Source organism: Streptococcus sp. SC1 (assembly GCF_030272855.1).
Classification (GTDB): Bacteria; Bacillota; Bacilli; order Lactobacillales; family Streptococcaceae; genus Streptococcus.
Genome location: NZ_JAQCMU010000002.1, coordinates 200,392 through 214,228, shown reverse-complemented (window position 1 = coordinate 214,228; position 13,837 = coordinate 200,392). Strand labels below are relative to the sequence as shown.

25 protein-coding genes are annotated in these 13,837 nt (G+C 33.9%); all 25 read left to right on the top strand.

All coding sequences use genetic code 11. The features are described from left to right. Positions 1–61: 61 nt before the first annotated feature. The 25 genes from PAN94_RS03915 (at position 62) to PAN94_RS03795 (ending at position 13,788) form a co-directional block, all read left to right on the top strand. Positions 62–628 (top strand): SMI1/KNR4 family protein, encoded by a 567-nt coding sequence (locus PAN94_RS03915; RefSeq protein ID WP_285874718.1) that lies wholly within the window; start codon positions 62–64, stop codon positions 626–628. Between the two features lie 153 nt (positions 629–781). Beyond that, positions 782–1,237, top strand: a complete 456-nt coding sequence (locus PAN94_RS03910; protein ID WP_285874716.1) for an SMI1/KNR4 family protein — start codon at positions 782–784, stop codon at positions 1,235–1,237. 125 nt (positions 1,238–1,362) lie between these two features. Continuing rightward, positions 1,363–1,929 (top strand): SMI1/KNR4 family protein, encoded by a 567-nt coding sequence (locus PAN94_RS03905; protein WP_285874715.1) that lies wholly within the window; start codon positions 1,363–1,365, stop codon positions 1,927–1,929. Positions 1,930–2,116: 187 nt separating this feature from the next. Then, complete coding sequence (locus PAN94_RS03900) at positions 2,117–2,428, top strand: hypothetical protein (protein ID WP_285874714.1); 312 nt, start codon at positions 2,117–2,119, stop codon at positions 2,426–2,428. A gap of 43 nt (positions 2,429–2,471) precedes the next feature. Beyond that, positions 2,472–3,038, top strand: a complete 567-nt coding sequence (locus PAN94_RS03895; protein WP_285874713.1) for an SMI1/KNR4 family protein — start codon at positions 2,472–2,474, stop codon at positions 3,036–3,038. Positions 3,039–3,211: 173 nt separating this feature from the next. After that, the gene (locus PAN94_RS03890; RefSeq protein WP_285874712.1) at positions 3,212–3,577 is read left to right on the top strand and encodes a hypothetical protein; all 366 of its coding nucleotides are present in this window, start codon (positions 3,212–3,214) and stop codon (positions 3,575–3,577) included. A 13-nt stretch (positions 3,578–3,590) separates the two neighbouring features. Continuing rightward, a complete protein-coding gene (locus PAN94_RS03885) occupies positions 3,591–3,950 on the top strand; it encodes a hypothetical protein (RefSeq protein WP_285874711.1) in 360 nt (119 codons plus the stop codon). A 107-nt stretch (positions 3,951–4,057) separates the two neighbouring features. After that, the gene (locus tag PAN94_RS03880) at positions 4,058–4,453 is read left to right on the top strand and encodes a hypothetical protein (RefSeq protein ID WP_285874709.1); all 396 of its coding nucleotides are present in this window, start codon (positions 4,058–4,060) and stop codon (positions 4,451–4,453) included. 107 nt (positions 4,454–4,560) lie between these two features. Beyond that, entirely contained in the window at positions 4,561–4,866 is a 306-nt protein-coding gene (locus tag PAN94_RS03875) for a hypothetical protein (protein WP_285874708.1), read from the top strand. An 88-nt stretch (positions 4,867–4,954) separates the two neighbouring features. Beyond that, positions 4,955–5,335 (top strand): immunity 22 family protein, encoded by a 381-nt coding sequence (locus tag PAN94_RS03870; RefSeq protein ID WP_285874706.1) that lies wholly within the window; start codon positions 4,955–4,957, stop codon positions 5,333–5,335. Between the two features lie 10 nt (positions 5,336–5,345). Continuing rightward, complete coding sequence (locus PAN94_RS03865; RefSeq protein ID WP_285874705.1) at positions 5,346–5,735, top strand: hypothetical protein; 390 nt, start codon at positions 5,346–5,348, stop codon at positions 5,733–5,735. Beyond that, positions 5,732–6,214, top strand: coding sequence for a hypothetical protein (locus PAN94_RS03860; protein ID WP_285874704.1), 483 nt, complete (start codon positions 5,732–5,734; stop codon positions 6,212–6,214). Before PAN94_RS03865 ends, PAN94_RS03860 begins: the two co-directional genes overlap by 4 nt. Next, on the top strand, positions 6,211–6,684 hold the full coding sequence (locus PAN94_RS03855) for a hypothetical protein (RefSeq protein ID WP_285874702.1): 474 nt from the start codon (positions 6,211–6,213) through the stop codon (positions 6,682–6,684). The genes PAN94_RS03860 and PAN94_RS03855 overlap by 4 nt, the downstream gene beginning before the upstream one ends. A gap of 271 nt (positions 6,685–6,955) precedes the next feature. After that, positions 6,956–7,438 carry an Imm6 family immunity protein gene (locus tag PAN94_RS03850; RefSeq protein ID WP_285874701.1) on the top strand — a complete coding sequence of 161 codons (483 nt, stop codon included), beginning with the start codon at positions 6,956–6,958 and terminating at the stop codon, positions 7,436–7,438. Between the two features lie 271 nt (positions 7,439–7,709). Next, entirely contained in the window at positions 7,710–8,189 is a 480-nt protein-coding gene (locus tag PAN94_RS03845; protein WP_285874698.1) for a hypothetical protein, read from the top strand. Then, positions 8,186–8,665, top strand: coding sequence for a hypothetical protein (locus tag PAN94_RS03840; protein WP_285874696.1), 480 nt, complete (start codon positions 8,186–8,188; stop codon positions 8,663–8,665). Before PAN94_RS03845 ends, PAN94_RS03840 begins: the two co-directional genes overlap by 4 nt. Before the next feature lie 82 nt (positions 8,666–8,747). Continuing rightward, a complete protein-coding gene (locus PAN94_RS03835) occupies positions 8,748–9,236 on the top strand; it encodes an Imm6 family immunity protein (RefSeq protein ID WP_285874695.1) in 489 nt (162 codons plus the stop codon). Positions 9,237–9,246: 10 nt separating this feature from the next. Then, positions 9,247–9,732, top strand: a complete 486-nt coding sequence (locus tag PAN94_RS03830; protein WP_285874694.1) for an Imm6 family immunity protein — start codon at positions 9,247–9,249, stop codon at positions 9,730–9,732. A gap of 8 nt (positions 9,733–9,740) precedes the next feature. Beyond that, positions 9,741–10,196: a DUF4274 domain-containing protein gene (locus PAN94_RS03825; protein WP_285874692.1), complete on the top strand. Its 456-nt coding sequence runs from the start codon at positions 9,741–9,743 to the stop codon at positions 10,194–10,196. 108 nt (positions 10,197–10,304) lie between these two features. Continuing rightward, the gene (locus tag PAN94_RS03820) at positions 10,305–11,159 is read left to right on the top strand and encodes a metallophosphoesterase family protein (RefSeq protein WP_285874690.1); all 855 of its coding nucleotides are present in this window, start codon (positions 10,305–10,307) and stop codon (positions 11,157–11,159) included. Between the two features lie 36 nt (positions 11,160–11,195). After that, the gene (locus PAN94_RS03815) at positions 11,196–11,627 is read left to right on the top strand and encodes an SMI1/KNR4 family protein (protein ID WP_148889031.1); all 432 of its coding nucleotides are present in this window, start codon (positions 11,196–11,198) and stop codon (positions 11,625–11,627) included. 121 nt (positions 11,628–11,748) lie between these two features. Further along, the gene (locus PAN94_RS03810; RefSeq protein WP_285874688.1) at positions 11,749–12,192 is read left to right on the top strand and encodes a hypothetical protein; all 444 of its coding nucleotides are present in this window, start codon (positions 11,749–11,751) and stop codon (positions 12,190–12,192) included. A gap of 116 nt (positions 12,193–12,308) precedes the next feature. Then, positions 12,309–12,788: a DUF6985 domain-containing protein gene (locus PAN94_RS03805; protein ID WP_285874686.1), complete on the top strand. Its 480-nt coding sequence runs from the start codon at positions 12,309–12,311 to the stop codon at positions 12,786–12,788. Between the two features lie 142 nt (positions 12,789–12,930). Beyond that, on the top strand, positions 12,931–13,341 hold the full coding sequence (locus PAN94_RS03800) for an SMI1/KNR4 family protein (protein WP_285874684.1): 411 nt from the start codon (positions 12,931–12,933) through the stop codon (positions 13,339–13,341). A gap of 114 nt (positions 13,342–13,455) precedes the next feature. Continuing rightward, positions 13,456–13,788, top strand: coding sequence for a DUF7957 family protein (locus tag PAN94_RS03795; protein ID WP_285874683.1), 333 nt, complete (start codon positions 13,456–13,458; stop codon positions 13,786–13,788). Positions 13,789–13,837 lie beyond the last annotated feature (49 nt).

The window sequence follows — 13,837 nt, the reverse complement described above, 5'->3', positions numbered from 1 at the left end:
GATATTGCTCAACCAGATTGATAGAGGATATTTTTGGTGTTAGTAGTGAAAAGAGGCAGATATGTTAAGAATTTTCCCATTTAAAACCAATGGTGTCATAACTGAAATAGAACAGTTGGAGAAAAATTATTCTATTTCCTTGCCTGAAAGATATAAAGAATTTTTATTAAAGTATAATGGCGGAGATACGATTGATACAACATTTAAAGTTGAGAAAGTTCGTTCAGATATCCATTCATTTTACGGTTTTTCATTAGCTAACCATTATAGTAATTTTAACTATCTAATCGAAAAAGGCTTTTTAGAAGATTTTATTGACAATCATTATTTACCCATAGCTAAAGATAGTTTTGGTAACAGTATCCTAATTGGTATCGGTGCTAGTACTTATAATAAATTAGGCTTTTATGACCATGAAAGTCAACAGTATAGTTCATTTGATATAGATTTTTTAGAATTTCTAAAAAAGATAAAAAGTCCTGTTGTTCATATTCCATCCATTGAGGAACGAATGAAAGAAATGGAAGAAATTGGAAGTCCTGTTGTAGTTGATGATGAGTTAAAAGCTTTATGGCAAGAAGAAATCGATGAATTTGCAGGTCGAGAGCAAGTGATTGTTAAGCTGTAATACTATTTTTACTGACTTTTTGAGTTGACTCTGATTTTGCGATAGATGGACAAGACAGTCTAAAAGGCATCAAGCCTTTTAACCAAAAGGGGAGCATGTTCAACAAAAATCGTAAACCAAAGATTGCGATATTTGAAAGAAGAGAAACATAAGATGAGCTTAATGATTCGATCACTAGGTCATGCCAGTGATAAGGAAATAAAAGATTTGGAAGGGAAATACAAGCTAACTCTTCCAGAAGACTATAAAAACTTTTTGAAAGAAAGCAATGGCGGACGATGTCCTTCCTATGAGTTTGAAAATTCTATTGAGATAAAGAACATCAATGAAGAAATTAATGTTGCTACTTTATATGGGATTAAGACTGACGTAAAAAACTCTGATATAGAAGATTGGACTGATGAATACTTAGATGATCTTTTTTCTAATTCAATCATTATAGGTGATTCCTTGCAACATGGCTTTCTAGTTTTCTGGTTGAGTGGTGATGAGGATGAAGGTATTTATTACTATGATGATACATATAGTCTAGAAGCTTCAAGTGATGAAAACAATGCCTATTTTCTGGCTCGCACTTTTACCGAATTTCTAGAATTAGTCCAAAATTAATGTTAAAATGGGAGGGATTAGAATGTGAGAATGTGTAGTCCCTCTTTTATTTAGTACTTATTTTAAAAATGGTAGATTAATTGAATTGAAACTTTACAAGATGGTAAGAAGATTTGGAGATAGAAATGTTAAGAATTTTTCCTTACGATACAGAAGGTGTAGAGCAGGCTATAGCAGATTTTGAAGATAAGTTTACAATTAAGTTCCCAGAAAAATATAAAGAATTTCTACTTAAATATAATGGTGGGAATAGCTTACAAACTAGTTTTAGTATAAATCGTAAAACTTCAGATATACGTGCATTTTATGGTTTTAATAAAGCGAGTCAATACAATAATTTCCAATATTTGATTGAGAGTGGTTTTTTAGAAGAAGTTTTAGACAGAGGCTTCATTCCCATAGCCAAGGATAGTTTTGGTAATTCTATTCTTCTTGGTGTTACAGACAAAAATTTCAATCAGATAGCTTTTTTTGATCATGAAGGTCAGCTTGTGCAGCCTTTAGAAATCAGTTTTGAAGACTGGGTGGCTAAACTTAAAAGCAAAAAGAGAAAGATTCGCACGATTGAAGAGAGAATCGCCGATATGAGAGCCGTAGGCAGCAAAAAAGAAATTACACCTAGCTTAAAGGAAATCTGGCAAGAGGAAATTGATAAGTACGCCGGCCGTGAACAAGTGATTGTTAAGTTGTAATCTTATTTTGTTTCATGTGATAACCCAATGTTATCACATTTTTATTTTTTGGAGAGTTTCTGTTATACTAGAGTTGTTCATCATTGACCTTCTAAGCTAGACTCCTGTGGAACTGGCACTGTTAATCTATCTCAGTCAAAGATGGATAATTTATCGGAACATATTTCTATCATGAAAGAAGAATAAAATGACAATTGAGAAAGAGTTGGAAAAAATAGTGGAAAGCATTTCATTGATTCAAACGAGTCAAGCGGATGTGCCGTTTTCAGAAGAAACTCTAGAAGACTTTACAGACTATTTAAGGGACTACATTCCAAATCATGTAGGTTGGATACAAAAGGGAAATGAAAAGCTGGTTCAGTCTCTTACAAAAGACAATCAGTTGGACAGAGAAGCAATTTCACAGATGATAATAGGTCTACGCAATCTATCTTTGGATTTTGAGGAATTATGTGACATATTGCTTAAACTTTCCGATGAAATAGATAGAAATAGCTGAAATTCAAGTATACTGGCTATTCAAGAACAAAAAAGGAGAAAAAATGTTAAGAATTTTTCCATTTGATAAAACAGGTGTTTCGGAGGCAGTGGTTCAATTTGAAGAAAATCATGACATTTTGTTGCCGGAAGAATATAGAACCTTTTTACTAAACTATAATGGTGGAAATGCCTTACAGACAAGCTTTAAAATAAAGAAAGAGATTTGGGATATTCGAGCCTTTTATGGTTTTGAAAATGCTGATTACGAATACAATTTCCAGTATTTCCTTGACCATGATTTTCTATCCGAGCATATTCAAGCTGGTTACCTACCGATTGCAGAGGATAGTTTTGGAAATTATATTCTTTTGGGAATTTCTAAACAAAATTATAATCTCATAGCATTTTTTGATCATGAAAAACAAAAAATTATTCCCTTCCATCTTTCGTTTAAAGAATTTCTTGCTACTATTAAAAGTAAAGTATGTAAGATTAAATCTATTGACGAAAGAATTCAAAAAATGAAAGAGGTAAATAGTCCAGTCATTGTTGATGATGAATTGATAGCAATCTGGCAAGAAGAAATCGATAGGTATGCTGGTCGTGAGCAAGTAATTGTTAAGCTATAGTCTTATTTCGTTTAATGTGATAACCTGACGTTATCACATTTTCATTTTTCCTAGAGTTTTTGTTATACTAGTTTTATTGAACATTGATTTTTAACAACCTGCCTATTTTGCGGGAGGCAGATATTGTTTTGAAGTCAATACTTTCCTGAATAGAATGAACTGAAGGGCACTTTATGAAACAATTATTGCAAGAATTAACAAGCGTTTATTCAAAGTTAAATTCCCATTATAACGAGCATTTAATAAATCCAGAAAAGATATCGGATGTTTGTGATGACATTCGTGAAGATTTCCAAGAAGACTTAGATAATCTTGCCAGAGGGATTGCTAGAATGGAAAATTTAGACTTAGAATCAATACATAATACTCCTAATCAAGCCTATCTAAATGGGATGTATGATATCTATACTTCATTGCTAAATATTGAAAATTTTGTAGCCGATTTAAGGGAGATTCACATTCAAATTTCAAAGAAGATTAGAGAAATCAATGGTGAAAATGTTGATGAAGATGTGACTAGCAGAGAAGATAGAAAATGAGTTTACTCGGCGAATGGATAGATTTAAAAAAGGAGCAGTCATGCATAAATTTATGGCCAAAATAAAGTCAGATAATAGCGATACGAAATTTTTGAAAATAATTAGAGATTTCAGTCATGAACCAATCGGAGTAATCAAAGAAAAAATGACTCATCATATGGTTGTGCTTGAAACAGAATATCTGAATTTAGAGCGACTAAAGAGCTTTAAAAAGACAGTAGAAGAGATAACCGAATTGGGTGGGGAGCTTCAATTATTTCTTGATGATGAAAAGGTAAGCATGCAATTTTTGAGTCATGTCATTGAGTCACAAGAAGATACCAAAAATCAAATTGAGGAAGACGATTTCTATATGTTCGATGATGCGAAGTAATGGTTCCGACTTTCCAATATAGAAATAATGCGGAATTGTTCCCTCTCAGTCAAGATTGTGGTCTTTGAAGATAGAAGTAGATGATAAATATATAAGGAAAGTAGAAAGTGAAAGAAGTACTAGAAAATTTGCATCAGGTATGCTCAACACTTAATGATAAATTTAATGGAAAACTGCTTGATCAGGAGAAGTTAGATGATTTTTTGGAGGACATTCGTGATGACTGGGATTCAAGTTTCGAACAGTTAAAAGATGGTCTTCAGATCTTGGAAAGTCAGATTGAATCAATTGAATCTTCAAGAAATAGAGCCTATACAAAAGGAATTCTTGAAATTTTTTGGGGACTGAGACGACTAGAGGTTTTATTGGATGATGCGGATGACTTGCTGGTAGCCTTGAATAAGAAATTTATGTATGAAAGTGGAGAAATATCTGATGAAGAATACCTAGATGATGGAATCCTAAATGTTAAATATCTGGATGAAGATAATGACTCAGACTAAATCAAGTTTCTCGAATAACTAAAGATGGGTTTATCGAGTCAAGGAATGTTTAATGGAAGATGTTTATAAAGGAGCGAATGGTGTCAATAATCTACGCAAAGATCAAAATGTCAGATAATATCTTACAGGCATGTAAAATAATGAGAAGACATAGCACTTTGCCAATTGGTGAAATCAAGACGAGAATAGAGAGAAATGAGACTTTGTTAGAAAGTGATTATCTGGATCTAGACCAGTTAATAGTTATGCAAGAAATTCTTGCCAGTCTCATAAGTTTAGGTGCAGAAATTAACTTGTATAAAGGACAAGCTGAAGTGGATATGGGATTTCTAAATAATACCATTGAAACCTATAAAAATATTGCTGCTGATAGAGAAAAACTAGATGAACTCATGTTCGATAGTGAGGGATAAAAGCTATAAGTTCTAGCATCAGTAGCATTTTTAGAATAAGCTTAAAATTTTTAATAGCGCGACTTTCAGTATAAATAGAGGTGAGAATATGGAGACTGAAAATACAGTATCAATTTGGGTTGGAAATTTTGCAAGTAGGGAAGAGCTGGATACCTATATCGACTTAAGGTATGATGATGACGGAGAAATCGTCAGTTCCAAGTTTTATGACGCTTTTCAAATTGATATCGATGATATTGACGACTACCTAATTGAAAAAGAATATTGCGATTACAGATTTTTAAATGTATATGACCATTTAATCGAAGCCTCATATGCAGATGTCATCATAGAAAATTTAAAGAAGATTGAAGATGACTTAGCTATACCTGAAAGTAATTCCATTATTTTGCTTTATAATTATAAATATTGTGGGCAAGTCGAAGAGCAGCCCAATATCAAATTTATTACGACAGTTGATTATAGATAGGTGTAGGATAATGAATGAGCTAGTAACGAGATATATCAACTTTTGTGAGAAGTTAAATCAGAACTGCAATGGAAATCTCTTGAGTGATGAGATGCTAGATGATTTAAAAAGCTGTGAAAAAGCTATAAATGAATGCTTGAATCAATTAAATAGCGGGCTTAGCTTGTTAGAAAAAAAGAAAGAGGAAATTTCATCATCTAAAGATCCCTATTATACATCTGAATTTGTAGATATCTTTTTAGCTCTGGACGGCCTGGAGGATGCATTTTCTGAACTAAAACACATGTCAATAGCAATGAATAAACACTTTATGTTTGAAAGTGGAGAAATATTCGAGGAAGAATTCCTGAATGATGGTATTTTAAATGTAGAAATAGTTGATGCAGGAGATGAAGAATGAAGCTAGATACTAGAGTTGAAAAAGCCTTACAAGATATAAATTTTGTAGAGAGATATGAAGCATTGTCCCATACATTTAGTAGGAGTAGAACTCCTAAAGAAGAAGTTTTGGATTATTATGACGGCGATTTTTTGATGGAAATAATCCATTCCTTAGGTTATGAAGTGAAATTTAGCAAAAAAGAGTATTTTTTCTCGCTAAAAAAGGAAAAAAATGGTCAATATGAATTCGGCTTTAAATTTTCTTTGGAATATGGAATGGTAGAGTTCATCTGGGATTTAAAAGATTCAAACCAAAATGTCTTGCTAGGAACTAATCTATTTACTATCATAAGATTGCTAACTTCACCAGACAATAAGATAATGGATCCCATTATTTCCAACTATGTAGATTTTAGAGATGTCATGAAAATCGCCTTTGATATGTACGAGGATTTCAAACAAGCATTTTTGAAGGCTACTACAGGAGATGAAGAATGAAGCTAGATAGTAGGGTTGAACGGACCTTAATAGAAATCAATTTCGTAGAACGATATGGAAATATTTCTAAAAAATACAATAGGGAGAGAACCCCAAAAGGTCAAGAATTGGATTACTTTGACGGCGATTTTTTGATGGAAATTGTTGAATTATTAGGCTACAAAGTTCGGTATGATAAACGAGAGCGCTTTTTCTATATTGACTTGGAGGAAATCGGACATTTTCGTTTTGGTTTTCATTTTGCCCTTGAGTATGGTCGCTTAGAATTGATTTGGATTGCTTATGAAGGAGATAAAGTTGTCCTTGGTTCTCCTTGGACTAGATATCCAAGGTTGATGATTGCGCGTGATTATATTATCAAACAGCCAATTATTTCCGACTATGTAGATTTTCGAGACGTCATGAAAATCGCCTTCGAAATGTATGAGGATTTCAAACAAGCATTTTTAAAGATTGCTAAAGATAAATAATTTTAAAAAAATCAAAATATGGAACCTGAAAAAGTAAAAGGTACATTAGAAATGTATCAATCTAATCCAATTGGTGTATGTACTTCGTGCATTTCTGGCATCACAAATGATGCTGCTAAAGAAGGAATTTTTTACAATTTTCAAAAAAATATCCAGATTTAAAAATTGTGGTTACATCAGTCGAGAGAGAGGGTGTTAGAAAAGTTGGAAGGTTAAATTTCACAATCCAAAATGGAAAGTATTTGAAGTAGTGAGGTAAGGAAAGTAAAAAATGAGTAAAAATATAAAAGCAATATATAAACTAGGGATTGCTACGTGGTTATCCAAATCTATGAAGGAAAGTAAGTTTTATAAAAATATTGATGAGCTTCTTGAAGCTTGTTGGGAATGGGTAGAAAATCAGGAGGTGTCAGCAGATTATTTATACTCTCTTCTTGATGATGGGACTGAATTCGGAGGAGCTTTTATTTATATGCAAGAGGATGATCCAAAATATGAATCAAGGTGGAACTGTATCTTTGAAGCGGGCGCTTCGATATCTTCACTAGCTTTTGAGTTCGAGAGGAAAAAATATATACCTGCTTTATTAGAAGAAATTGATTCTGAACAAGAAGAGGAGTATTTCAATGAACAATTACAGGATATTTTTGGAAACAAAATTGATGTTTTAGAAAATTACAAAAAATATTTATCAAGCAATTCTGATATAACAAAAGATGGAATTTTAAATGAATTATCAGAGATACTCGGTTAAATGTGAAGTTAGTAATATTTCATTTTATCAGCTGTTAAACTGTTGGGTTAAATAAATGTATCCAAAACATGGAGTTGGTAGATAGCTTTTTTAAAGACTGATGAATATAATTGATATACACAAAACGAAACCATCCAATTCATATGGGTGGTTTTCTCGTTTTTCAAAAGTTTTTGTTATACTAGATTTCTATTGATTACACAATTATCTGGTTGTGATATAATATGTCCAAAGTACGCCCTAGAATTACAATTTACTGAGGAATAAATAGATGAAATTAGATACTAGAGTTGAACAAGCTTTACATAATATAAATTTTATAGAAAAATATGAGAATATTTCTAAAAAATACAGTAGGGAAAGAACTCCGAAAGGCCAAGAATTGGATTATTTTGACGGTGATTTTTTGATGGAGATCGTGGAATTATTAGGCTACAAAGTTCAGTATGATAAACGAGAGCGCTTTTTCCATATTGATTTGGAGGAAATCGGACCTTTTCGCTTTGGCTTTCATTTTGCTTTTGAACGAGGAAGATTAGAATTAATCTGGGTCATCTATGAGGGAAATAAAGCCATTATGGGTAGCCCCTTCGCATCTTACGCTAAATGGTTAATTTCGCGAGACTATATTATACTGAAACCTGTAATTTCCAGTTACGATGATTTTGAACAGGTCATGAAAATCGCTTTCGAAATGTACGAGGATTTCAAACAGGCATTTTTGAAGGCTGCTGCAGGAGATGAAGAATGAAATTAGATACTAGAGTTGAACAAGCTTTACTAGAAATCAACTTTGTAGAGAGATATGAAAAATTATCGACATATTATAGCCAGAAAAGAACTCCGAAAGGCCAAGAATTGGATTACTTTGACGGCGATTTTCTGATGGAAATTGTTGAATTATTAGGCTATAAAGTTCAATATGATAAACGAGAACGCTTTTTCCATATTGATTTGGAGGAAATTGGACATTTTCGCTTCGGCTTCCATTTTTCTTTTGAACGTGGTCGATTGGAATTGATCTGGGTCATCTATGAGGGAGATAAAGCCATTATGGGTAGCCCCTTTGCATCTTATGCCAAATGGCTAATCTCAAGAGACTATATCATTTTGGATCCCGTAATTTCTGATTACGTTGATTTTAGAGATGTCATGAAAATCGCTTTTGAAATGTATGAGGATTTCAAGCAAGTATTTTTGAAGGCTGCTACAGGAGATGAAGAATGAAATTAGATACTAGCTTGATGCAAATCAATTTTCTAGAGCTATGATAGCTTTTTCAGCGTCCTAGATTCAGAAAGGAATCGAAATGGAATTTACTCTTAATCTCGATCTTTTGCAATTTATGCAAAAATTAACAGAACCGCTAGAAACATATATAGGAAACTCGGATTATAAGGAATATGTGCATGAAACGTTAGAAATTGCTGGTCAATTTATTAGTAGTTTTAGTGAGTCTGATCCAGACTTGCTGTATGGTAGACTGGAGAATTTAGACGAGGAAGACATCTTAACCTATTCGGAGCTGGATAAAAGCACCGATCCAGCTGTGTGGAGATGTATCGGTGCTTTCCTTGCGTTAGTAGTTTATCAGTCATACAAAGCTGTTGGACAGCGGTATTTGCCACAAACCATAGAGTGTGTGGATGGAGATACGCTCGAAGATTATTTTATTCATTATAAGCAATTGGTTAAAAGGTATAGTGACATTGCAAGGAGAACGAAATGGCTTGAGAAGGAGGCCTATGTCGCAGCCCCGTCTGTTAGCAGTTATTTAAAATTTTTGTTTGAGGAGTAAATGAGAGAATATGAATAGCAATCAACTTTATCTCATGCTGGTCTACTCAGAAGCTATCCTAAGTTATATGAAAACAGAATATAAGCCACAAATTCGAGTTGCCTTGGATGCTTGCTGGAGTTTTGTGGAAAATAAAAACAAAACGGGAAAAGAACTTTATAGTCTGCTAGATGATGGAACGGATTTCAAAGGAATTTTCATCTATATGCAATTAGACGAGAATGAGGATGATATTCCATCGTGGGATAATCTTAGCTATGCAATCGGAGCAACTGCTAGGGAAGCCTATCTACTGGACAATCAACAACTGCCTTCCCCTTTAGAAAATATTGATTCAAGCTTAATAGACTTATTTATTGCGAATTTAAAAGAAATCAATATGAATTTTTATAATCATCTTGAAGAAATTAAGGGCTTTTTGAAGGATGATTGTCCTCCTTCAAAAAATACTTCCTTGCAAACATTGGAAAGCTTAGGATTATTAGAAGGGAGATGAGGTTTTAAATGGATAATCGACAAATTCAGCCAATAGCTGATATTTTGTACGCTGAAAGCAATGCTAAAGCTGTGACGTTCCTTAAGCAGCTTCAAACTGAAGAGGAGCTGTTTGTCTTGCTGGACAATTTTAACTGGGATAATGGATTTGAAGTGCCAAAAGCAGTGCTTAGCCATTCCAAGTGTAGTCTTTCAGTCTCTTTATTAGCTTTTTATCGTGCAGATGGCATCAGGTATTTACTTGAGGGAGAGGCAGCCTTTGAAAATTCGCTATCAGAGGAGTGGGAAGGTTTTTTAAAAGATGTTTATACTAGCATTCTCAGAGGCCAATTTCCAAGTGGGACTATCTCTTTTCAACCCGAAATAACGAAGATTCAAAAATTTAAACTAAAAAAATTAAGACCAGAAATTGATGAAGTATTTCTTGATGGCATTTCGGGAAAAGATTTGAATGTAGTCATTTAATGAAATAAATGGTAGAGCCATCCAAAGGACTAGGGATGGTTTTTACGTTTTTTGAGATATTTTGTTATACTAGATTCAAACTTTGTAATCGTTGGTGAAGGAGTAAGGATGAAACACAAAATCGCAATTCTCTCTGATATACATGGGAATACCACGGCCTTGAAGGCAGTTCTGTCAGATGCTAAAAGACAGGAAGCGACAGAGTATTGGCTTTTGGGGGACATTTTCCTCCCTGGGCCTGGAGAAAATGACTTGTTAGCCTTGTTAAAAGACCTTCCTATTACAGCGACTGTCCGCGGAAACTGGGATGATTGTGTCCTAGAGGCCTTAGATGGTCAGTATGGCTTAGAAGACCCACAGGAAGTCCAGCTCTTGCGTATGACGCAGTATTTGATGGAGCAAATGGACCCTGATCAGATCACCTGGCTGCGGAGTCTGCCTATGGTTGCGAAGAAAGAAATTGATGGGCTGCGTTTTTCGCTCTCTCATAACTTGCCTGCCAAAAATTATGGTGCTGACTTGTTGGTTGACAATGATACGGACAAATTTGACCAGCTACTGAATGAGGAAACAGATGTGGCAGTTTACGGTCATGTCCACAAGCAGTTGCTTCGCTATGGCAGCCAAGGGCAGCAAATTATCAATCCCGGTTCGATTGGCATGCCCTATTTTGATTGGTCGGCCTTGAAAAATCACCGTGCCCAGTATGCCTTACTAGAAGTTGAAGACGGGGAACTGGTAAATATCCAATTCCGAAAAGTCGCCTATGACTACGAAGCAGAGTTAGAATTAGCCAAAGAAAAAGCTCTCCCTTTCATCGAAATGTACGAAGAATTACGACGTGAAGATAATTACCAAGGGCATAATCGAGAACTATTGGCTCACTTAAATGACAAGTATGGTTACGTAGAGGATGTTAGGCAATTTTTTCAGATAAGTGAACCAAAAGAAAATGGAAGTTGAAGAGAGATGGCATTGGGTTTTGAAGGAAGGGCTTAGATGTTTGAGAAGATTAAATTAGATCCGTTGAACCAATTTTATCCAGTGAATCTAGATAAGATTAGGGATAGTGAATCAAAGCTGGGCATTCAAATCCCTGAGCTCCTTAAAGAATTTTATGCAGAAGTCGGATATGGCTTTCTAAAAAGCAAGGTGGATAATATAAACCGTATCATGGATCCAGAGTCAGTATTAGACTTTAGATTGAGGCAACATGATTTTGAGTTTTATTCAGATATTGAAATCTACAAGCAATTTGAGGATGATAAATTAGTTTTCTTTGAAGCTAATGAAGTAGCGCTTCTATCTATCGGATTTGCTGCTGAAAATGAGGGGAAAATCTATTATTATGATAAGGAAATTGCTCCTAATTTAGTAGACCTTCTAGACCGGCTTATGGAAGATGACACTTTCTATTATGACTTGATATAGCTGGATTTTTTTGGCGAACAGAAATCAATACCGATTCTATAATCGTGTTGAAGAAGTCGAGCGCTTTATGAATAGTGTCCACTAACTTGAAAAGCTAAAAGAATTAGATAGGATGAATACAATGACACAATTTGAAGACAAATTTATGGAAGTTCAGGCTAGTATGATTTCGTTAGCACTGGAATATGTACAAGATCAGGCAGATAAAATATACATATATGCAATAGCAGATAGTTTATATAGTTTTAATTTGTTTTATGAAATAAAAGGGAATGTTGTACATAAACACTTGGTAAATAATTTCTTACCAGATGATTCTAAAGTTGATATCGGTCTCCAATCAATCTTACTGAGAGAAGGTATCAAGGATGTAGAAAACATGATTGAAATATGCCAAGAGTACAATCGTGAACATCCAACTGAAATGTGGCTGATTTATGATGCTCAGACAAATAGTCTTGACAGTCGCTATAGTTATGAAGGGCGTTATGAGAAGGATGATGACTTAGAGCTACTTCCAAGTCTAGAGTTTGAAAAGTGGTTTGAGGAAGTGCAAGGCCAATAACTATTTTCGACAACGAAATTGCATTGAATTGATGAAGCAGTGGAAAAAGACTGCATAGAAGGTAAGAAAGATTTTTGCGGCTACCTAGTTGACGAACTTGGAGAATAAAGAAAACAATGAAATTGAATCATCAAATTTTCGGTAACATAGACTTTAATAATGGCTGGACAAGACCTATTTCTATAACGATTTTCGGTAAGGAGCATGTTTTAGAGATAAATATTGATGCAGAGGAAGATGCAGAATTTGAAGTCAACCAAGAAAAAGCCTATACATTTTTTCAAGAGCATTTAGATGAAATTGTAACAGAGGTTAATTCTGCTATTTTATCGTACTATAATCGTGAAATATCAAATATTGTTTCCAGTTTTACAAATTTAGCTGAAAAACAATCTTTTTTAAATAAAATTAGAGATGATCAGCAAATTTATTCTCTGTTACAGCCTAAGCAAATCATGTTTCCTCTAACCTTTGATGAAAGTGTTGAAGAATTTGGCTTTTTATGTGATTGTGATTGGGATAAAGAAAATGGCATAGGAATAAAATTTACCAATGGCCTTTTGTCTGAAATTGGCTATCAAGATATACTTCTATAGGTATATAATTCATAAATTTGTCTATTTTTTATTAAATGCTTCTCAGCTTCAACCGTCCTATGTAAAGATTTTAGAAAAATCCAAAGTTTAATAGGAGCTAGAGCCGTTTAGAGGATTGGGAGAAAGGAAATCAAGTACGAATATGAAGTGGTTAAATTACAAGGGAATTTCCAAGGATAGAATAGAATGTGTGGAGCATAGATTGCAGATTACTCTACCAGATGATTATAAGCAAGTCGCTTTGAAATATGATGGTGGTTATCCTAATCCCAATCATTTTAAGGTAGAAAGAAAGATAGAAATTTTCAACAATTTAATCAGCCTAGATGAAAATGAATACAATAATATATATGAAATCCTAGAAGATTTACAGACTCGCATAGGCGATCAGCTGATTCCCTTTGCGGAAGATGGTTTTGGAAATGTATTATGTTTTGATTATTCAGCTGAGAAAAGCATAGTTTTTTGGAATCATGAAAAGAACTATGATAAGTTTAAAGAAGCGACCTTTGTTTGTTCCAGTTTTTCTAGTCTAATTGAGAGTCTTTTTTAAGAAATATAGACTTTCTATGTACGATCTTCTTGGTAAATGATATCGACGCGCCAATAGTGAGATTTTAAGGATGATGGGAAAAGGCATAGAACAGATTATAGAAAGGTTACTTGAATGGTAGAATATGAAAACAACAAACTAATAGTGAATGGTGAAATTACTAAAATTTTTCAGTTTGCTATACGAGATCTAATAGAAGTGGGTGAGGAGTGTATTGTTTTATTAGAAATACCTTTTGATAGTTTGGAGAAAAATAATATTATCAGACTTGATTGTAGAGGAACTGTAGTTTGGACCATTGCTAACAGTGGATACAGTAAGCTTATTTATCCGTTCGAACAGATGATTTTGATAGATGGCTGGCTTTATGCGACGGATTTTTATGCTAGAAGATGCAAAATTGATATAAGCTCAGGAAAAATAGTGGATGTGTCTATATTCAAATAATCATCTGAAATTATTTATTACTAGGAAGGTGAATCGCAATAATGAATCA